We start from the raw sequence: 21,166 nt of genomic DNA on the forward strand, positions 1-21,166 counted from the left end.
TTGCGGATCAAAAATTGATTTTTTGCGTCAGGATCACTTATATTTGTTAATCTGAAAATTGTCCGATTGTCAAACTACAATCAACCAAACACAGGAGTCGTTGATGAAGGAATTCCAACCGGAAAAAGGGGTTGAGAAAAAAGTTGTGGAAAACGAGAAAATCAACTGGCGGGACAGCACCGGATTTATTTTGATCCACATCGCGTGCATCCTGGTTTTTTGGGCGGGTATCAGTTGGCCTGCAATTATTGCGCTGTTGTTAACTTACGCAATAAGAATGTTTGCGATAACCGGATTTTATCACCGGTATTTTTCACACCGGTCGTACAAAACATCGCGCTGGTTCCAGTTTGTGATGGCTTTTGTGGGTACCGCAGCCGTGCAAAAAGGGCCACTCTGGTGGGCGGCGCATCACCGCCACCACCATCGCCATTCCGATACCGAAGAAGATGTCCATTCGCCGCGAAAAGGTTTTTGGTGGTCGCATGTCGGGTGGATTATGTGTGACAAATACAAATGCACTCACCTCGAACTGGTAAAGGATTTAAAGCGCTTTCCCGAACTGATGTTTGTGGAGCGTTATCACATGATTGCGCCGGTTTCGCTGGCGGTGATTTTGGGGGGATTGGGCTACACGTTCAACCACTTTTTTCCGCACTGGAACACCTCCGGATTTCAGATGCTGGTGTGGGGATTTTTTATCAGCACAACACTGCTGTATCATGGCACGTTTACGGTAAATTCGCTGACGCACGTGTATGGCCGGCGCCGTTTCCGCACCACCGATGACAGCCGCAACAGCCTGCTCATCTCGCTGATCACGCTCGGCGAAGGCTGGCACAACAATCACCACCGTTTTCCCTCATCCGAACGGCAGGGATTTTACTGGTACGAAATCGATATTTCCCATTATTTGCTGCGGGTGATGTCCTGGTTTCGGTTGGTGTGGGATCTCAAAAGACCGCCGGGAAAGGTGTATTCGCCCAAACGGCGATTGTTCAAAAAACCGCCGGAGCAGTTCCAATACAAAAATCTCGATCCCAAAAAGGGAACGGATGCGTGATCTGAAGTTTAATATTTGAAATTTGAAAAAAAGAGCGATTACTGTTTGTGGTAATCGCTCTTTTTTTCAGCTATTAGTGCTGTCATACCTGCGAAGGCAGGAATCCCCTTATCAACAAAAAGATTCCGGGATAAACCCGGAATGCCACAAAAATCTTCGCGAAAAAGAACTCAACCACTTTCGCATGTTTCGTGTATTTCGTAGGTCAACCTAAGCTATTTATCCAATTCATCCGATTCGGAAAACCGCTCCTGCCCGGACGCAACATCCAGCAATTTTCGCACATCTTTCCGGCACATTCGCCGGAATTCGCAATATGTCCGGCAGCCATCGTCCGTTGGAAAACGGGTGTGGCGATAACTGCCGACGCGGATTTGCCCGACATAATCGAACAAATAATCGCGGGTGCGAATCAAAATATCGCCAAAGGTGAGCTGGTTGCCGTGCGCATCCAAAATATATTTGTTGGGCAGCGCCGCGCGGCTGTTTTTGGCGATGGCAACATTGGCGTCCATATCCGCCAGCACCGGTTTGCGCTGGCAATTTTGCTGGTCTTTCACCTGATACAGCGCGGTCATCACCGGCGCAACGGAGGGATGTTTGGCAGCCAGTAATTGCTCCATCAGCAGCGCGTACACCGGCAACTGCAAATCGATGCCCTGCGCCGCTGCCATCGCGCTCGCCGATATGTTGCCGGTTTTGTAATCGAGCAGCAGCGCTTCGTCGTCATCGTTTAAATCGATGCGATCCACTTTTCCGGTGAGCTTGATCGATTCGCCGTTTTTCTGCAATTCGATTGCCGGAATCGGTGGCAGCAGCGGGTCCTGCTCCGCTTTTCGCCCGGCTTTGCCGAACGCGACTTCAAAATATTTCGGGAAAAATCCGCTCGCTTCGATCTGCTTTTCTTCTTCGCGGAGAAAAATTTCCCACAAACCGGCGTGCCGTTCGGAACCGAAATATTTTTCCCGTTCCAACTCGAACAGCAGCCCGGAAAAGGGCATTTTGTCGAATTCCTGTTCCGCGATTTTCCGCAGCAAATTCAAACCGAGCCACGGTGTCCGGTCGCGTTTTTGGTTGCGCAATTCAACGTAAAACCGGAACAGCGTGCGGTGAACAAATTCGCCGCGCTCCAGCGGTGTCATCCCGGTTTCCACTTCCTGTTCCTCTTCCAATCGCAGCACATATCGCAGATAAAATTTGATCGGGCAAAACGCGAAGGTTTCCAACCGGGTGATGGAAAATGGTTTTTCGCCAAATGTGTGTTGCAATTGCGCCACAATTGCCGGGAAATCCGTGAGAATACCTTCGTGCGCCGTAAAATCGCCGCCACGTTTGCGGTGTTCCGTGCGCACTTTTTGCGCCCAGAGCTGCGCCATTTCCATTTTTTCGGGATCGCCGACGTTGAGTTGCAGCCAGCGTTTCAGCTTCAGTTGGTCGGATTTTCGCACACCTTCGGGCATCGCCATTGCCACCTGTTCCGGCAAATCCTGCTGATTTTGCAGCAGTTGCGGCGACGGCAAATGCTTCCGCCAATGCGCGGTGGTCTGGTCGCGGAGCACATCCAGAAAATTGGAGGGCACCAGCGCCGCCTCTTTTTGGAATCGCGGATAGGTGAACACCAGTTGCGAAACGCCGGAGCTGAGCACCTGATAAAACAGGTAGCGATCCTGCGCCAGCAAATCCTCGGTTGCGGCGAGCCCCATCGCATTGCGCTCGTCATCGCTGAAAAACACGTCTTTGGTGAACGGTCGCGGAAAATCGCCCTCGACCATCCCGCCGAAAATGAGCACGCGCGGCTCCACCGCCAGAATTTCCAGTCGCGGCATAATTTGCAGCCCGAAATTCGACCACTCACGCAAATTGTAGGTTGCCTGCGAAACGAGCAGGCTGAGGTAGCCGTGAAATTCCCGCAGCGAGAGCGGCTGCTGCCCGTGCAAATTGGTGACGATCCAGCTAAACTGGTCGAGCAATTTGATGAATCGGTTGAACGCCCGGAATTCCTTCTCCTGTTCGGTGGTGCTCAAATGTGGGTTCGCGGATTTATACCAGCCGAGAAATCCGAGCTTTTCCAGCAGTCCCAAAAAGTGATTCCGGAAATCGTTAACCGATTGTTTTTTATCGAGCTCGTCGAGTTTGGTGAGCAGCTCCTGCAGCGGAGAAATCGCGGTTTCAAATTCGGTGAGTTGCGCCTGCAGCTTTGGCAAATCGAAATCGTCATCTTCGATGGCAACGGCAATTTGCTGGCGCAGAAACGCGATGAGCTGTTCCAGATCGTTCTGCCAATCGCCGACAAAATGGGTGATGCGTAACTCCATCGCGATGCGTTTGACGACATCCGCGCTCAATTTTCGTTCCGGATCGGGACGTAAAAACGGCGATCCGAGCAGTTGTAGCAGTTTTTTCACCTCGAAACGGAGCATCGGCACTTCCAGCAGCAGCAAAAAACTGCGGATCAGCGGCGACTGGCTGAGCTGAAATCCGGTGGAAAGGTTGTACGGCAGCCCGGTGTCCGGCAGACCGTATCGCGGAAAAATTTCGTGAATCAGCGGCGCGTATCGTTCCAGCGACGGAAAAGTGATGCCGATGTCGTGCAGCGGAATGCCCTGTTCGAGGTGCAGCCGTTTCACATAGCTGGCGATAAACGCAACCTCTTGCTGGCGGCTTTGGCAGGGCTGGATGAGCACTTTTTTGCCGAGATCCAGCGGTTCTGGTAGCGATTTCCGGCTGAACAGTTTTTGTTCCCACGGCTTCGGCGCGTCGTTTTGCAGCACCAGCGGCGCCAGCGATTTCAGCGATTCGAACGCCGCATCCACATGCGAAAATAGCTGCGGATATTCCGGCAAATAATCCAGTTTGATGTGAATATCCACTTTATCGCGGAGCAGTTCAAAAAAGCGCAGCATCGGCTGGCTGAACAATCCGTAACCGTTGAGATAAATGGCTTTAACGTGTGGGAAATGTTGTTTCCAGATATTCGGCTGCGCCGCCAGTCGTTCGATGACGTGCTGGATCGCCCCGGCTTCGTCGATCAGCCGGTCACCGAGCGACAACTCGAACGCTGCCAGCAGCAGCGAAAAATCCTGGTAGCGGCGATCGCCCTGCACATCTGCCGCTTCGATGAGCAGTTCGGAATTGTAGCCGTATTCGCGCAGCTCGCTGATCAGCGCATCCACTTTGCTGACCAATCCGCGCCGTTTGGCGCTGTTCGCCGAGAAAAATTGCAGGTTTTCGCCGCAGCTTTTCAGCGATTCTTCGATGAGAAACAGCCGCATCGACTGCGAAACGATTTTTTTAGCACGCGGCAATTTCTGGTAAAATTTCAGCAGGAAATCGTAAAACGTGAAAATCGGCGGCTCCGCCAGCACGCCGTTTGGCGCAGCGGCAACCAACTGCTCATGAAAATAGCGCACCGCCCGTTTCACCGGCAGCAAATAGACAAAATCATACGCCAGCGCGTTTTTTCCCGAACCGATCCGCGATAAAATTTCCTTTTTATAGAAATAATATTCGCCTGCCGGTCCGATGGTCAATTTAAAAGTTGGTGTCGCCATATTGGGTTGATGGGGTTATGGGTAGATGGGTTTATGTGTTTTATTGCCGCGATATTTGTTTTGGGCGCGTTACCGCAGCGCCCCTACTTTATCCTTCACCCTTTATCCTTTTTCCTTTCCTTCCGCATATCCGGTTAATTCAACGTAGCCATAACCGGAAACCGGTTTGCCATACGCCGTTCCGTCGATTTTTACCGCGCCTTCCCAATAGCGGATCGCCACGTCCAATTCCTGATTGGCGATGAGAGGGGAAATTTGCAAATCGATGCGCTGTTCCGGCACCTGCAGCCGCCATCCGGCGGGATATCTGCCGCCGCGTGGGCTGTCCCAATATTCGCGCACTGTCAGCGAAACATCGTCACGTTTGATGAGCTGAGAAGCACCGTCCGGCGCAACCAGCAAGCCTTTACTGTACGGATCAGCTTCACCGGATGTGAGGCGCAACTGGTAATACATCAGCTCGCTGCTGTCTGACAGTTGCAGCGAAAACCAGTCCCAGCCCACCTGATTGTCGCCGAGGGCGCTGGTGCTCCACTCGCGATCCATCCACGACAGCCCGTTGACTGCCAGCGTTTCGCCGTTGACGGAGACACTGCCTTCGGCAGTCATTCGCGTGAGCGAATAATAATACGAGGCGTTGCCGGGTTTGGCGCTTTTCTGGCTCAATCCGCGATCGCCCTGCAGCACATGCGGTTTTTCCGGGGTCAACTCGATGTTCAGCGAAACACCCTCTGCCGCCGCATCGATGCGCATTTTGGGAAACGCGGCGGTCGAATCCGCATCCGGATCGGTGGTTTGCCAATCTTCCAGCCACACCCGGAATGGCGCAGCCTGAGCACCGGCGAGCCCGTTGGCAGCGCGGCTAAATCGCTCAAAATAATAGTAGTTATCGTTTTGAATATCGCTGAGCGCGAAATGCCCCATATACAGTTGATTCGCCGCCATTTCGGACTCCCGCGCCGTCGTATCCGCCGAAAGCGCGGTGCGAAACAGCGTGAACTGGTAACCGAAATGCCGCCCGTTTGCCGTTTGCAGATTGCCCGTATAATACCACCATTCGGTGCGAAAATCCGGGTGCGGTCCGTGATCCGCCGGAAAAACGAACGCGCGCGGTGCAAATGCCCGGGCAAATCCGGCGGTGTCCGCGCTGCCCATCACAGAGGCAACGGATAGTTCCGGCGCGGCGTCCGCATTTTCGCTAAACTGGTTCAGCCATTTCGCGCCGACCAGCAGCGCTGCGAGGGTAAATAATGTGATTGCGATGGCTCGTTTCATTTCGAAAGATACGATGTAAGCCGGGGAATTACAACTGTTTCGCGGGAGGATTATTCCTCGCGGAGCGCCAGCGCCGGGGAGGTTTTGGCCATTTTGAAGGCCGGATACAGTCCGGCGAGCAGTGCCGCAACAATCGCTAAAACAACAGCTTGCAGAAAAATTTCCGGTATGAACTGGAACTGCAGCGTCCACCCGAACGAGCGCTGGTTGATGATGTAAATGAGCACATACGATAGCATCAACCCCATTGGGAGGGAAAGAATGCCCGCGGCAAGCCCCATCAATCCGGTTTGCAGGGTGATCATCCGCCAGACCTCGCGGGGCGTGAAGCCGTTGGCGCGGAGGATGCCCAGTTCGCGGCGGCGTTCGAGCTGCAACGCCATCAGTGCGCTGAGCACGCCGATGAACGCGACCACAATCGCCAGCAATCGCAGCACGTTGGTTACCAGAAATGTGCGGTCAAAAATCTCGATGCTGGTTTCCCGCAAATCGCGATTGGAGCGCACCAGCAATTCCTCGTCGGGCGGCGCGAGTGCGCGAATGTCGCTGATCAACTCACCGGAATCGATGCCTTCCGCGGCGAACGCGGAAACGCCGGAAATCCGGTCATCCCGCCAGTATTTGCGGAAATTTGGCAGGCTCATCAGCACAAATCCCTGTTCGGATGCATAATTGAAATAAATGCCCGCCACCCGAAACGTCACATCGCCGGTGGCGGTGGGCAGTGTCAGCGCATCGCCGACATGCACGCGATTGCGATAGGCGAACGGCTCGGAAACCATCACGATTGCGGAATCGGCAAATCGCGCCCAGATTTCCTGCGGATTCCCGGCTTTGAACTGCTGCCGGAAAAACATCTCACGCGAAAGCAGCGTGCCGATCACTTTGGTTTCCGTGTCGCCTTCGGTGATGGTCAGCGAACGGAATGCGTTCACTTCCCGAACGCCCGGCAATGCCTGCACTTTTTGCAGAAATTCCGCCGGCAACGTTGCGTCGATGTTCCGGGTGGTGAGGCTCGGGCGGGAGATATACACATCGGCACGGAGCTGGTTTTCCAGCCAGTGAACAACCGTTGCGCGAAAACTGCCGACCATCGTGCCGACGCCAACGGTAGCGGCGACCGCCATGCTCAGCGCGGCAATCGCGACGGCGGTGCGGCTGAGATGTGCCACCACATCGCGGGCGGACATTCGCCCGATCAGCCCGAACAGCTTTCCGGCAGGTGACTGGAAAACGCGCATCAACAGCACCAGCACCAGCGGCGTCCACAGCGTGAAACCGATGATCAGCAACAAAATCCCGCTGTAACTGAGCGGAATGTTGCGGCTGGGCAGCAGTAAAATAATCACGCCCAAAACCGCAGAAATCAGTCCGGCGACGGTCAGTTGCGGCAGTTGGGATCGCAGTTGGGTTTCCTGTCCGGAGCGTTGCATTGCGGTTCGCGGGGCGACGGCGGTGGCTTCGCGGGCGGGTTTGAACGCCGCCAACAGCGTTGCGCCGATGCCCAGCAGCAACCCTTTCAAAAAGATAAATGGCGTGAGCGCCAGCGTTCGCACGGTGACCACAAAATACAAATCGTTGATGGTTTGGGTGACCAGCTTCAGCAAGCCGCTGCCCAACATCACGCCGAGCAGCAGCCCCAGAATTGTGCCGATCAGCCCCAAAAAGAAGGCTTCACCGAGTATTTGGGTGAAAATTTCCCGGCGGGTGACGCCGACGGTGCGCAGCAGTCCGATCAATTCCAGCCGCTGCACGACGGAAAACGTCATCGTGTTGTAAATGAGGAACATTCCGACGATGACCGCCAGCAGGCTGAGCGCGGTAAGGTTGATGTTGAATGCGCGGGTCATTTGCGCCATGATGTCCGAACGGGCGCCGGCAGGCTGGATGCGCACGCCGGATGGCAGCAATTGTTCAATGTCGGCGAGAATTTGCGTTGCTTCCGGTGATTCGGGCAGCAGCAAATCGATATGACTGAGTTGCCCGTTCATCCCGAAAATTTCCTGCGCCGTGGCGATATCGACAATCGCGAGCCCTTCCAGCTTTTGGCGGCTGTATTCGTCTGCCGCATCGAGCAGTCCGATGAGGTGCAATTGCGCCGGAACACCGCCGTACGCGACCGTAAACGTATCGCCGGGTGCGAGTTGCAGTTGTTCGGCGGTGTCGCGGAAAAGGATGGTCGCGCCGCGCTGCGTCATAAATCGCCCGAGATTATTCCCGCCGGTGATGCCCAAATCCTGCACATACGAGCGAAACGGCGCTTCAGCGAGCGGATCGACGCCCAGCACCATCAGCGTTCGGCGATCGCCATTTTTTTCGAAAATGACGTATTGTTCGATCACCGGCGCGGCGTTGCGGAATCCCGCTTTGATGCGGATATCGCGATAGAGCGTGTCGGGCAAATCCGTGCTGCCGGAAATCCGGTGGGTGGCTTTTCCGCCAACAGATTCCATTGCCATCTCGAATGCACGGGTGGCGCTCTGGTTGGCCAAATCGATCGCAACTACCACGCTCACGCCAATGGCAATCCCGATAATCGAGAGCAGCATTTGCCACGGATGTTTCAATAAATAGCGCAGGCTGGATGTGTTGAGCAGGTTCATTTTATTCAATTGATTTTTTCATGCAAATGGCGCTGGACGGACAAATCGAGGCAAATTCGCGGGTTTCGCGGATGTGCTCCGGCACGTTTTCGCGATCGACCATCACAAATCCGTGTTTCGCAAAAAATTTATCGGCGGTGGTAGTGAGCAAATACAGCGCGGAAACCCCGTTTTCCCGGGCAAGTTTTTCCAGCGCTGCCAATAATTGGTGCGCAATTCCCCGGTTTCGCTGCGATGCCGCAACGGCAACGGAGCGGAGCAATGCGGCATCGTTATAAATTTCCAGCCCGCCGACGCCGGTCAATTTTCCGTTTTCGCGGGTGGTTAAAAAATATCGCAGATGCTCCACATTGAGATCGTCAACCGGTAAATCCGCTGATTTTAACAGCGCGATAACGTCATCAAAATCAGACAGTTGCGCAATTGTCAAATGTAAACTATCCGATGCCATAATTGCTCCTTCGGGAAATGGATTTCCAGCGCAAAAATAGCGATTGTTTACCGCGATGACAATCGATTCGTATTTTGGGAAATTTTTTTTGGGGGGATCGAGTGGTTACAAACTAAGCCATGAAATGACCATCGTTAAATCAAACGACATCCACCGCTATCGGATAATTTTCGGCGGGTTTGTCTGCCGGAAACCACGGGCGATTGATCGGCACAACGATGAACAAGCCTTCTTCATCGCCAACGGCGGCAAAGGTGCGCTCATCGCCGTCCCACAACCGGAGGCGCAGTTCAGCGCGGATATGTTCGCAAAACAGCCGCACATTATCCACCGGATGCCCGATTTCGCTGATGCTCAACAGGCTTTCGGCGCTAAAAGGTTTGGGAGAGGCATTTCGCAAATTGTGCCGGGCGATCAGCTCCACAATATTGCCGACCGGATCGTAAAAATAAATAGCGTCAGCATTCCAGCTTTCAAAACGGAACTCATTTTGGCCATCTTTTTCGATCAGTGCAACGCGCTCGCTCAGCCACTTTTTGGCTTCCGCCAACTGGTTTTCGGGAATGTTGATCGCGAAATGGTAATACGGTTTATCGTCATCTTCTGCGATGGAAAATTTTATGCGCGAATTGCCGATGCCAACGGTAAACGCCCGTTTGCCCTGCCGTAAAATAGGCAGCCCGAGTTTATCCCGGTAGAACGTTTTTAGTCCGTCCAGATCGTGTGTTTGCAGCTGTATTTCGCGAATTTTCATATCAGTTCTTTTTTTAGATCGGTTACTATACATAATTTTGAGGGAAATAGCAATAGCATGGATAAAAATGTATTCGCCAAACCGGTGATTTTCGTCACATTTGAAATGGATTGCCCGAATTCTCCTCTGTGTCGCTGTGGCAAAAAAATGTCTGGTGCGTCAGATCGGTTAATATCGTGGAAATCCCGGTCATTATAGAATTTTGGTTTCCGCCGCGAAATTGATTAACTTCGTTTCTTGAATTAATCGAAAGTCCTTTGAAATGCTGTCTGTCGAGCAATTTTTAAAACAATCCGAAAATTCGCTGGTGTTGGATGTTCGCACACCGGCGGAATACCAGCGCGGCCACATTCCCGGTGCGGCGAATTTGCCGCTGTTTTCGAACGAGGAACGCAGTGTTATCGGCACGTTATACAAACATCAGGGGCGCGAAGTTGCTGTGCTGAAAGGGTTGGAATACGTTGGCCCGCGAATGAAAGCTATCGTCGAAAACATCAAAGAAATGGCAGCGGGAAAAGATATTTTGGTGCACTGCTGGCGGGGTGGTATGCGCAGCAACAGCTTGGCCTGGTTGCTCAAAACTTCCGGTTTGCCGGTTGCCGTGCTGAACGGCGGATACAAATCTTTTCGTCAATTTGTGTTGAGTTCATTTGTGCAACCATATAATATTATTGTGCTTAGCGGCGCTACCGGAAGCGGGAAAACCGCGATTTTGAAAGCGCTGCAAACTATGGGCGAACAGATTATCGATCTCGAGGGATTGGCCAACCACAAAGGTTCTGCGTTCGGTTTTTTGGGAGAGGACGAACAACCCACCCAGCAGCAGTTCGAAAATAAATTGGCGCTGGCGTTGCACAAGCTGGACCCCGCCCGCCCGATTTGGGTGGAGGATGAAAGCCGTTACATCGGTAGTTGTATTATTCCTGATGATTTTTGGCAGCAGAAAATTATCGCGCCGATGCTGTTGCTGGAAATGCCGGCCGCGCTTCGTGTGCAGCGATTGATGGCAGATTACGCCCATTGCGACCAACATTTGATGAAATTGGCAACTACCCGGCTCGAAAAACGGTTGGGCGGCAAAAATACCCAAACAGCACTGCAACTGCTTTCGGAGGAAAATTTGGAAGCGTTCACAGCGTTTCTTCTGGAAAATTATTACGATAAAGCTTATCGTTATGGCTTGCAAAAACGTGACTCAAAACCGATGGTAAAAATCGACACCCGGACCCCCGATGCTGCGGAAAATGCGGCTGCAATTGTGCAATTGTATCCCCAAGGTTTCAATATTGCGTAACTTTGTGTGCATTATCCCCGCCGAAACCTAACATTTCCGATACATTTTTTTCAGAAAACATTTGGTCAATTTTTTTTAAAGCCATATAACAAACTGGCGATGATAACTATTGCAATTTTAGCTTACAGGGATAGTAAAAAGATGAATTGTTGCCAACAAACATATCTGTCGAAACTCCCACCGCTGTCTTTAATCCCTGGTTTGCGAAAAAGATTTTTACTCGATTTTGTTGTGACAAATGGAAACAACATTGCTGGTTTGGTGAAATGAACGAAGAACAATTTGAAAATACATTTGTCGAAGAAGCGACAGAGCTTCTGGAAGACCTTGAAGAAGCTTTGTTGCTATTGGAAGAAACGCCCAATGATGCCGATTTGGTGCAACGGGTGTTCCGCGCTATGCACACGATAAAAGGTGCAGCGGGGATGTTCGGATTTGCCGAAATTTCTACCTTTACCCACGAAATTGAATCCGCGTACGAAATGGTCCGTTCGGGAAATTTGAACATCTCTAAATCGCTAATTGATATAACGTTACAATCGCTTGATGTGATTCGCGCAATGTTGGGCGGCCAAACAGAAGCATCGTTGGAAAACAAGGCTATTACCTCCGTTTTGCAACAGATTCGTGCTGGAGGAAACGATGTTACGACTGCTCAAACGATGCCCCAACCGGAGCTAGTACCAACCAACCAGCAAAGTGAGCCCAATATGCAATACCTGCGAATATTGTTTTCTCCGCACCCAAATTTGCTGATGAATGGAACCAATGTTACCATTTTGTTTGAAGAATTGCGGGAGCTTGGCGAATGCATTATTCAGGCGAATACGCATAAAATACCGGATCTGGAAGCTATCGACCCGGTGAGTTGCTATACCTATTGGGATATTTTGCTGCGGACAACCGAGCCAATCGAAACAGTGCGCAGCGTTTTTGTTTTTGTGGAAGAAGATTGTGAACTGAAAATCGAAACCGAAGAAGCCGATTCGAAACCGGCACAGCCATCTATCTCCGTAAACGATATTATTAACTGGGATTTACCAGCCTCAAAATTTCTCTCATCTGATGAAGATCTGGAAATTTTACAAGATTTTATTTATGAAAGCCTGGAAGGACTGGAACGCGCAGAGCACACGTTTAAGGAGTGGGAATCATCTGGTCATAGCGAACCGTTAAATGTAACTGAAATTGATTCACTCTTTCGCTGCTTCCATTCGCTTAAAGGCAGTGCCGCATTTCTGGAACTGTTTTCTATTGTTACCATCACACACGAAGTCGAAAATTTGCTGGACAGCATCCGGAAATCGGAAATTAAACTTTCAAATGACAATGTTTTGGGATTTATCAAACTGATCGATTTTTTCAAATTGTATCTGAACGCGTTGAAAAATCACGAAAGCGTTTCCCGGTTTGAAGCGGAAGAGGATTATTACGTTCAACTGTTCCAGAGTTTAAGAAATATGCCGGATTTATTACCCGATCCGGATGATGACGACTTGCCGGAAGATACCGCAGAAACAGCGTCGCAAAATAGCAACTTTGAACAACAGCGCATGGTGACAAACGAATCGTTTATCACGCCGGAAATGCGTAAACAATTTGTTATCGAAAGCCGCGAATTGTTGGAAGAAATCGAATCCGCTTTACTGGAACTGGAAACCGTTCCCGGTGATCGGGAGCTGGCATCCGGAGCATTTCGTGCGGTGCACAGTATCAAAGGAAACGCCGGTCTGTTCGGATGTCACGATATTGCGATAATTTGCCATCATATCGAAAATTTTTTAGACATGGTTCGCAGCCGCGAAATTGTGGCGACGGAGCAACATTTCTCATTTTTGTTGCAGGTGCTGGATTTCGTGCGCATTGGGTTGGATAATTTTGAATACGATGACAAAAATGTGATCGACGGTATCAGCGGCATTATCGGCTTGATTGAAGAGGGGCTCGGCAAACCGTCTACCGATAAAATACCGCAGCCGCAACCGATTTTGAACGCCGAAGTGTTATCCCAAAATGAAGACGAAAAAATTGTGCCGGCATCCGACACAACACCGCAAATAAATGCAATAAAAACGTCGCAGCAGGTGCCGCCGGTTGCTGCTGCACCCGCAGAGAAATCGCCGCCAAGCCGTCCGATTTTTGCCGAACAGCAACCCGCAACGCCAACGGCGACCGTAGCAACAGCGATGGTAAATAAAGTAAAAACGGGGATTGCAGTGACTGTTGCGTCAAAAACAAAACCGGTGACATCCGGAATTGCCAAAACCGGCAGCGAAGTGATTCGGGTGGATGTCGCAAAGCTAAATGAACTGATGGATCTGGTTGGGGAAATCGTCATCGCCGAATCGATGGTGGCGCAACACCCGGAAATTGTCGGTAGAGATTTGCCCGGTTTCGAAAAAGCAGTGATGCATTTGCAAAAAAATATCCGTTCGTTGCAGGAAATGGCCACGGCGATGCGAATGATTCCTCTCGCGGGATTGTTCAAACGGATGATCCGGTTGGTTCGCGATGTGTCCAACAAAGTTGGCAAATCCGTAAATCTGGAAATTCTCGGCGGCGAAACAGAAGTTGATCGTACTGTGATCGAAACGATATCCGATCCGTTGGTGCACATCATTCGCAATTCGATTGACCACGGTATCGAAATGCCGGATGTGCGCCGCAAAAGTGGCAAAAAACCGACCGGAACGGTGGTTTTGGAAGCCAAACAGGTGGGCAGCGAAATTCTGATTTTTATCCGCGATGACGGTCACGGACTCAATCGCGACAAAATTTTGACAAAAGCTCGCGAACGCGGACTTATCACCGGAAATGATGCGGATATGCCGGACAGCAGCGTTTGGCCGCTCATTTTCAAACCGGGATTTTCTACCGCGGAAAAATTGACCGACCTCTCCGGACGCGGTGTGGGAATGGACGTTGTGCTCAAAAATATCGAAAGTATTCGTGGACGTGTGGATGTTGAAAGCGAAGCAGGCAAAGGCACGAGCATAATTTTACGCATTCCGCTAACCACTGCAATTGTCGATGGTATGCAAATGCGGGTTGGCGATGCAATTTACGCGCTGCCAATGATGGACATTCGCGAATCGCTGCAAATAACGCCCGATAATATTGTTACGCTCATCAATGGTGAAGAAATGGTGAAAATTCGCAACAATTTATACCCCGTTTTACGCATTCACGAGCTGCACAACATTAAAAATAGCTGCCGGAAACTGAACGAAGGTTTGGTGGTTCTTGCGGAAAGCAGCGGTAAATCTGTCTGTCTGTTTGTGGATGAACTGATTGGTCAAAAGCAGTTGGTGATCAAGCCCTTGCCCGACTATTCCGGTAATGTGCGGGGTGTTTCCGGCTGCACCATTTTGGGGGATGGTGATATCTGTTTGATTTTAGATGTAGCCAGTTTGATAAAATATATTCATGGAAGTAATTAATTTAAAAGGAGTTATGAATGGAAGACGCGAGAAATATCTCCGAAGTTGAAGAAATTGAAGACACTCAGGAAGGGCAATTTCTGACCTTCACTCTCGCACGGCAGGAATACGGTATAGAAATCCGTCACGTTACCGAAATTATCGGTATTCAACGGATTACAGATCTGCCGGATATGCCCGCTTATATAAAAGGTGTCATCAACCTGCGCGGAAAAGTAATTCCGGTTGTGGATGTACGGCTGCGGTTTGGCATGGAAAACCGTAAATACGATGAGCGAACCTGCATTATCGTTGTCAATTTTAACGATGCCGCGGTTGGATTGGTTGTGGATACGGTTTCGGAGGTGATGAACATTCCGGCACATAACATTGAACCTTCACCTAAAGCCAGCCTCAAAAGCAGCGGTGGGCGCTTTATTAAAGGATTGGGCAAAGTGGAAGATGATGTCAAAATATTGCTGGATATCGAACAGTTGCTGTTCGATGAAGCACTGGCAGAAATGTCCGCAAACTAATCGGCAGACCGGAAAAGGAGTTTTATAAATGGGGAATTCTAAAAAGAATATCGCTTCGGTTGAGCCGGAATTGCAAATCTAACTGCTCGAACAATCGTTTGAAGCATTGGCACCATCCGGCGAAAAACTGGTGAAGCGTTTTTACGAGGAATTGTTCAAACGATATCCGCACGTAAAACCGCTATTTGAAAATGCAGACATCAAAGTGCAACAAAAACATTTACTTAACGCCATTGTTTTGGTGGTTAACAATCTCCGTAAACCGGAAAAATTATTACCCGTTTTAAAAAATCTGGGCGAGAAACATCAACAATATGGCGCGATGGAAGCGCATTATCCGGCAGTGGCGGAAACGCTGCTGGATGTAATGGCAGAGCTTGCCGGCGAAATGTGGACAGAGGAATTACACAGCGCCTGGGCAGCAGCATTGAATAAAATAGCTAAAATAATGTTAGAGGCATACCAACATCCCAAGGAGGACGAAATGGCGAAAACAGGGCAAAACGGCTGGAATACTTTGACAGTCATGATGAATATTTTGGATAATGCTCCAATGAATATTATGATGGCTGATGCCAATGAAAATGTTGTATTTGTCAACAAAAAGGCAATCGAGGTTTTGACGAGGCTTGAAAGCGAATTGGCAAAATATTTGCCGGGTTTTAAAGTTAGCGAAGTGATCGGTGGCAGTATTCATCGCTATCACAAAAATCCTTCGGCAATAAAAGATATTCTGAAACAACTTGGACCGGGCAGCAGCAGAAAAGGCGAAATTACACCCGGACCGTATGTTTTTGAACATGAAACACGTCCGCTATTTGACGATAACGGCGATTTGGCCGGTTACGTGGTTCAATGGGTGGATGTGACAGAGCAGCGCAAAGAGGCGGAAGTTGCCGCACGCCTGCAAGGTGCCATCGACAATTCCGCAACGGCGATGATGGTTGTAAATCGTGATTTTGTAATTACTTACGCCAATCGCTCCACTTTCAAAATGATCGAGGAAAACATTCACCATTTCGAACACCAATATCCGGGATTCAAACTGGATAAATTGTTGGGCACCAATATCGATGTTTTCCACAAAAACCCGAAACACCAGCGCAAGCTTCTCAGCGATCCGGACAATTTGCCGTGGGAAGCGGATATCAAAATTGGTGAAGCATATTTCAAATTGAATGTGACAGCTATTTTCGATGCTGCCGGACACTATGTGGGCAATAATCTGGAATGGGCAAACATCACCCGCGAAAAAGCCGAAGCCAATCGCGCAGAATCACTGTTTGCAATGATCAACGGCGCGGCCAGCTTTTTTATGATGTGTGATAAAGACCTGAACATCACCTATGCGAACCCTTCAGTTATCGAAATGTTGCGGAAATATGAAGATAAGTTTCGCATGAAATGGCCTGGATTTTCTGTGGATGATTTAATTGGTAAAAATATTGATACATTCCACAAAAAGCCGTCCAACCAACGCAGAATTTTGGGCAACGTGAACCAATTGCCGCACCGCACCGAAATTAAAGTAGGTGAACTGGAGTTCGGATTAAATGCAACCGCATTGTTCGATGCATCCGGAAACCAGATTGGCAATGCAGTTGAATGGCAGGATCTGAACGCCCGTGCCGTTTATCGCAACGAAGTAAACCGGGTGATCAGCGCATTGAAAAACGGCGATCTCTCCGTTCGTGGGGATTTGGCAATTCTGGATGATGTTTACGGAAAAATGATGCAGGGTATCAACGAAGTTATTGATTCCATTCTGGAACCGATTTCCGAGCTGCAGCAACGCCTGCCGAAAATTGCCGATGGCGATTTGACAGCGTATGTAACCGGTGAATATATGGGCGATCATGCACTGCTCAAAAATTCGCTGAATGCCACGCTGGATTCGCTAAACAGTATTTTAACGCAGGTTGCTGTTGCTGTTGATCAAATTTCTTCGGGATCGCTGCAAGTTTCGGATTCCAGCCAATCACTCTCGCAGGGCGCTACGGAACAGGCCAGTTCACTGGAAGAAATTTCTGCATCGATGAACCAATTGACAGCACAAACCCGCCAAAATGCAGAGAACGCCGCACAGGCCAACAAATTGGCCGCAGGTGCCCGCGATTTTGCCAATACCGGCAATCGTCAAATGGGCGACATGCTGAACGCGATGGATGAAATCAACAAATCATCCACCCAGATTTCCAAAATTATCAAAGCGATCGACGAAATTGCTTTCCAAACCAATCTGCTGGCGTTAAACGCAGCGGTGGAAGCTGCCCGCGCCGGCGTGCATGGCAAAGGATTTGCCGTTGTTGCGGAAGAGGTTCGCAACCTCGCCCAGCGCAGCGCCAAAGCCGCCAAAGAAACAACGGAATTGATCGAAGATTCCATAAAACGGGTGCAAAACGGAACCAATATCGCCAACGAAACCGCCGGGGCATTGGGCGAAATTGTTAATCAGGTAACCAAAGTGACCGATCTGGTGGGCGAAATTGATGTTGCATCCAAAGAGCAGGCTCAGGGTATAGGGCAAATCAACGAGGGATTGAGCCAAATTGACAAAGTAACCCAATCCAACACCGCCAGCGCAGAAGAAACGGCCGCTTCGGCTGAGGAACTCTCCGGTCAATCATCCCGGTTGAAAGAGATGTTGGGCAAATTTAAATTGAAAACCGAAGAGCAGGAAGCGTGGAATGGACAGTTGCCCAATGGCATTACGCCGGAGTTGTTGATGCAGATGTTGCGACAGCTTCAATCTCAGGGGCTTAATCCGTTCCAATCTCAGCCTGTCAAAAAATCTGCCCCGGAAACAGCATGGGGTAGCGCACCGGTAAAGCGGAATGCGCCGTCAAAGCTCAGTTCCGGTAAATCTGTCGATCCGTCATCTGTCATTTCGCTGGATGATGATGATTTTGGCAAATTTTAATCGCGTTGATGAATAACGATTGTTGTTGAGCCAATAATGACTGTAATGTATATTTAACGTTCTTTAGAAAGTAAATTGTCCAAATGTTGCAATTAACCAGAACGGTGACAGAAATTTATACAACGGGAAACACCAGCTCCCGCGCTCGCCAGCACAGCCCAACAGTTGTGCTGGCGGCCGGAATTTTGCTAACCATGTTGCCGGTAACAATGATTGTGCCGGTGCTAAAAGAGTTGGTTAGTGTCCGTTTTTTAGTGGATACTTTTTGGGCACATGCCTTTATGTCTACCAGTTTGATTGGTGCGATTTTATTCGCGCCGATTGCTGGTCGCATACTCGATAGGGGTGTGAACCGCCGGATGCTGTTCGCCGTTTCGTTGTCACTAAATGCACTCTGCTTTGCCGGTATGGCGGTGGCATCATCGTTTCCGGCATTGATGGTTGCCCGTTTTCTGGAAGGCACAATGCACATTACGGCATTGTCTGCCTGGCTGACTTGCGGCGCAGAATCCGCAAAACCCGGTCGCACAGGGCGAACAATGGGCGCGCTTGGTGGAATGATTATGCTGGGCATTACGATTGGTGTTCCACTTGGTGGTGTCATCGCCGGTGATAACGCTATTCGGGTGCTGTGGGCTGCGGCGGGCGTATCATTTGCAACCGCATTGTTTGCATTTGTTGCGGTTCAAAATACAGCGGCAAAATCCCCAAAACTCCACCGTTCGGGTAATTTGATGGGCATGTTACGCAACAACCCGTTTATTCTGATACCGTATGCATATTCATTTATCGACAGATTGTGCATCGGTGTGGTTGTTTCTACGCTTGGGCTGTATATGACAGATGTTTTGATGATGTCGCCGGCGCAACGCGGGATTACGTTATCGTATTTTCTTATTCCGTTTTCGCTGCTTTCCTATCCCGCCGGACGGTTGTCCGATCGCACCGGACGTGTCGGCATGATGGTAACCGGCAGCTTGCTGTTCGGTGTTGTTTTTATGTTTTACGGCCATTTGGAGAACCACTGGTTTGCCGTTGCAATGGTGTTTAGCGGTATTATGAGTTCGTTGATGTTTGCACCAACGCTGGCGCTCTGCAAAGATTTATCCGCAACTGAAAGCCACGGCGCGGTTTTCGCGGGATACAATATTGCCGGGTCGCTCGGCTTTGTGGTTGGACCGTTGGTTGGCGGCAGCCTGTTCTACTGGTTTAGCCAACAATACAGCGATTTAGAGGCATATCGCCAAACTTTTATTATCAGCGGATCGTTCGAATTATTCTGCGTGCTGGTATCACTGCCATTTTTTTGGCGGTTATATTCTGTAAAAAAAAGCCGTTAATATTGCGAAACGTTTCGCAGTTTGCTGTAAAATTTTCACTCAAAACGACAGGGACTCGTCGTGGAAGTTATTACCAATTATGTTGAAATCAGGGATGAAGAATACCGGTTGATCCGCGATCTGGTGTATAGCCGGTTCGGGATTTCTCTGGGAAATGACAAAAAAACGCTGGTTGTCGGGCGGTTGAGCAAAATCCTCCGGAGCCATCAGTATCAATCCTTCGAGCAATTTTATCAATATGTGATTAACGATCGATCGGGTAAAGCGCTTAGCTTGTTGATCGATCACATTTCGACCAACCACACTTATTTTTTCCGCGAAGATGATCATTTCAAATATTTTCGAGAGATTGTTTTACCTCAATTAGCCCAACGAGCACGGGAAATCGGCCGGCTCGATATTCGTATTTGGTGCGCCGGATGTTCATCCGGTGAGGAAGCATACACGCTGGCCATGCTCACCAAAGAGTATTTCCAAAACGAAGGGGGTAATTGGGAACTGGGGCTTTTGGCAACGGATATCTCCAGCAACGCATTGGAAAAAGCACAAACCGGCATTTATGCAACAGAAAATATTGAGCGGATTCCCACGGATTTGAAACGCAAATATTTCCGCAAATTGCCAGACGGCCGGTGGCAGGTGAATGACTCGCTGAAACAAATGATCCTGTTCCGGCGCCTCAATTTGATGCGCCCCAGCTTTCCGTTCAAAGGCAAATTTCCGGTGATTTTTTGCCGGAATGTCATGATTTATTTTGATGAAATGACCCGCGATGCGCTGGTTAAACGCTTCCATAATTATACGGAGCCCAATGGCTATTTATTTATCGGGCATTCCGAAACCCTGCGAAATTACGATATTCCATATCATTATGTCCAACCGGCAGTCTATCGGAGGAATTAATCAATGAATTCAAACCCTGTAAAAGTATTGGTTGTGGACGACTCTGCCCTGGTTCGGGAAGTGATTAGTACTGGGCTTGCCCAGGACCCGGATATCGAAGTGGTCGGTCGTGCGTCTGATCCGTATATCGCGCGGGATAAAATTGTGCAACTGAAACCGGATGTGTTGACACTGGATATCGAAATGCCCAGAATGGACGGAGTGGAATTTTTACGAAAATTGATGCCCCAATTTCCGTTGCCGGTAATTGTGGTTAGCGCGCTTTCCCGCAAGGGTAGCCAAATTACGCTGGATGCGCTAGCTGCCGGCGCGGTAGATTTTGTCACCAAGCCGTCTATCGATGTGGCAAACGGGCTACAGGAAATGATGAGTGATTTGCGATTTAAAGTAAAAATGGCCTCACGGGTAAACGTCAATCACTGGAAGGGGCGCACCCGCCATTCCCGGAATACTGCACAGCGTGCAACTGTTCAGTCACTGTCAGAATCTACGGATAAAGTGATTGCCATTGGCGCATCCACCGGCGGTACGGAAGCTATCAAAGATGTGCTGAGCATGCTTCCGCCGAACACTCCGGGAATTGTAATTGTGCAACATATGCCGCCTGTTTTCACCCAAAAATTTGCCGAACGGCTCAATTCGCTTTGTGCGATTGATGTAAAAGAAGCCGAAGATGGCGACCGCGTGTTAACCGGAACTGCGCTGATTGCACCGGGAGGGAAGCATATGGAGCTCAAACGCTCCGGCGGCGTATATCGCGTATCTATTAAAGATGGCGATTTGGTTTGCGGACACAAACCCTCTGTGGAAGTGCTGTTCCGATCCGTTGCCAAAACGGTTGGCACCAATGCGGTTGGGGTTATGCTCACCGGAATGGGTGCGGATGGCGCGGACGGAATGGTAGAAATGCGCAAAGCCGGCGCACGTACCGTCGCACAGGACGAAGCTACATCTGTCGTATTTGGCATGCCGAAAGAAGCCTACCAACGTGGTGGCGCAGAAAAATTGGCGGCATTGGATAAAATACCATACATCATCACTGAATATTTGAAATAAT

13 protein-coding genes are annotated in these 21,166 nt (G+C 49.9%); 8 read left to right on the forward strand and 5 right to left on the reverse strand.

All coding sequences use genetic code 11. The annotated features are described in order from the left end of the window. Positions 1-103: 103 nt before the first annotated feature. Entirely contained in the window at positions 104-1,063 is a 960-nt protein-coding gene (locus H6629_10760; protein MCB9068275.1) for an acyl-CoA desaturase, read from the forward strand. A 215-nt stretch (positions 1,064-1,278) separates the two neighbouring features. On the opposite strand, the gene H6629_10765 is transcribed toward H6629_10760, so the two are convergent. The 5 genes from H6629_10765 to H6629_10785 all read right to left on the reverse strand — a co-directional run bounded on the left by H6629_10765 (position 1,279) and on the right by H6629_10785 (position 9,697). Continuing rightward, positions 1,279-4,614 carry an exodeoxyribonuclease V subunit gamma gene (locus tag H6629_10765; protein MCB9068276.1) on the reverse strand — a complete coding sequence of 1,112 codons (3,336 nt, stop codon included), beginning with the start codon at positions 4,612-4,614 and terminating at the stop codon, positions 1,279-1,281. A 102-nt stretch (positions 4,615-4,716) separates the two neighbouring features. Next, complete coding sequence (locus tag H6629_10770; GenBank protein ID MCB9068277.1) at positions 4,717-5,889, reverse strand: carotenoid 1,2-hydratase; 1,173 nt, start codon at positions 5,887-5,889, stop codon at positions 4,717-4,719. A gap of 50 nt (positions 5,890-5,939) precedes the next feature. Next, positions 5,940-8,492, reverse strand: a complete 2,553-nt coding sequence (locus H6629_10775; GenBank protein MCB9068278.1) for an ABC transporter permease — start codon at positions 8,490-8,492, stop codon at positions 5,940-5,942. Between the two features lies 1 nt (position 8,493). Beyond that, on the reverse strand, positions 8,494-8,943 hold the full coding sequence (locus H6629_10780; GenBank protein MCB9068279.1) for a GNAT family N-acetyltransferase: 450 nt from the start codon (positions 8,941-8,943) through the stop codon (positions 8,494-8,496). A gap of 139 nt (positions 8,944-9,082) precedes the next feature. Then, positions 9,083-9,697, reverse strand: a complete 615-nt coding sequence (locus H6629_10785) for a hypothetical protein (GenBank protein ID MCB9068280.1) — start codon at positions 9,695-9,697, stop codon at positions 9,083-9,085. 262 nt (positions 9,698-9,959) lie between these two features. Between H6629_10785 and mnmH the strand changes: the two genes are divergently transcribed. The 7 genes from mnmH (at position 9,960) to H6629_10820 (ending at position 21,165) form a co-directional block, all read left to right on the forward strand. Then, positions 9,960-10,991 (forward strand): tRNA 2-selenouridine(34) synthase MnmH, encoded by a 1,032-nt coding sequence (gene mnmH, locus H6629_10790; GenBank protein ID MCB9068281.1) that lies wholly within the window; start codon positions 9,960-9,962, stop codon positions 10,989-10,991. 266 nt (positions 10,992-11,257) lie between these two features. After that, positions 11,258-14,431, forward strand: a complete 3,174-nt coding sequence (locus H6629_10795; GenBank protein ID MCB9068282.1) for an Hpt domain-containing protein — start codon at positions 11,258-11,260, stop codon at positions 14,429-14,431. A gap of 17 nt (positions 14,432-14,448) precedes the next feature. After that, a complete protein-coding gene (locus H6629_10800) occupies positions 14,449-14,946 on the forward strand; it encodes a purine-binding chemotaxis protein CheW (protein ID MCB9068283.1) in 498 nt (165 codons plus the stop codon). Positions 14,947-15,052: 106 nt separating this feature from the next. Further along, positions 15,053-17,866: a PAS domain-containing protein gene (locus H6629_10805; protein MCB9068284.1), complete on the forward strand. Its 2,814-nt coding sequence runs from the start codon at positions 15,053-15,055 to the stop codon at positions 17,864-17,866. 83 nt (positions 17,867-17,949) lie between these two features. Next, a complete protein-coding gene (locus tag H6629_10810) occupies positions 17,950-19,206 on the forward strand; it encodes an MFS transporter (protein ID MCB9068285.1) in 1,257 nt (418 codons plus the stop codon). Positions 19,207-19,275: 69 nt separating this feature from the next. Continuing rightward, positions 19,276-20,109 carry a protein-glutamate O-methyltransferase CheR gene (locus H6629_10815; GenBank protein ID MCB9068286.1) on the forward strand — a complete coding sequence of 278 codons (834 nt, stop codon included), beginning with the start codon at positions 19,276-19,278 and terminating at the stop codon, positions 20,107-20,109. A 3-nt stretch (positions 20,110-20,112) separates the two neighbouring features. Next, positions 20,113-21,165: a chemotaxis response regulator protein-glutamate methylesterase gene (locus H6629_10820; GenBank protein ID MCB9068287.1), complete on the forward strand. Its 1,053-nt coding sequence runs from the start codon at positions 20,113-20,115 to the stop codon at positions 21,163-21,165. Position 21,166 lies beyond the last annotated feature (1 nt).

It is taken from the genome of Calditrichia bacterium (assembly GCA_020634975.1).
Lineage (GTDB): Bacteria > Calditrichota > Calditrichia > RBG-13-44-9 > J075 > JACKAQ01.

Bases quoted from the DNA above. Each gene is read 5' to 3' on its own strand.
- H6629_10770 (MCB9068277.1), bottom strand. From the start codon at position 5,889: ATGAAACGAGCCATCGCAATCACATTATTTACCCTCGCAGCGCTGCTG.
- H6629_10800 (MCB9068283.1), top strand. From the start codon at position 14,449: ATGGAAGACGCGAGAAATATCTCCGAAGTTGAAGAAATTGAAGACACT.
- H6629_10810 (MCB9068285.1), top strand. From the start codon at position 17,950: ATGTTGCAATTAACCAGAACGGTGACAGAAATTTATACAACGGGAAAC.
- H6629_10785 (MCB9068280.1), bottom strand. From the start codon at position 9,697: ATGAAAATTCGCGAAATACAGCTGCAAACACACGATCTGGACGGACTA.
- H6629_10765 (MCB9068276.1), bottom strand. From the start codon at position 4,614: ATGGCGACACCAACTTTTAAATTGACCATCGGACCGGCAGGCGAATAT.
- H6629_10780 (MCB9068279.1), bottom strand. From the start codon at position 8,943: ATGGCATCGGATAGTTTACATTTGACAATTGCGCAACTGTCTGATTTT.
- H6629_10795 (MCB9068282.1), top strand. From the start codon at position 11,258: ATGAACGAAGAACAATTTGAAAATACATTTGTCGAAGAAGCGACAGAG.
- H6629_10820 (MCB9068287.1), top strand. From the start codon at position 20,113: ATGAATTCAAACCCTGTAAAAGTATTGGTTGTGGACGACTCTGCCCTG.
- mnmH (MCB9068281.1), top strand. From the start codon at position 9,960: ATGCTGTCTGTCGAGCAATTTTTAAAACAATCCGAAAATTCGCTGGTG.
- H6629_10775 (MCB9068278.1), bottom strand. From the start codon at position 8,492: ATGAACCTGCTCAACACATCCAGCCTGCGCTATTTATTGAAACATCCG.
- H6629_10760 (MCB9068275.1), top strand. From the start codon at position 104: ATGAAGGAATTCCAACCGGAAAAAGGGGTTGAGAAAAAAGTTGTGGAA.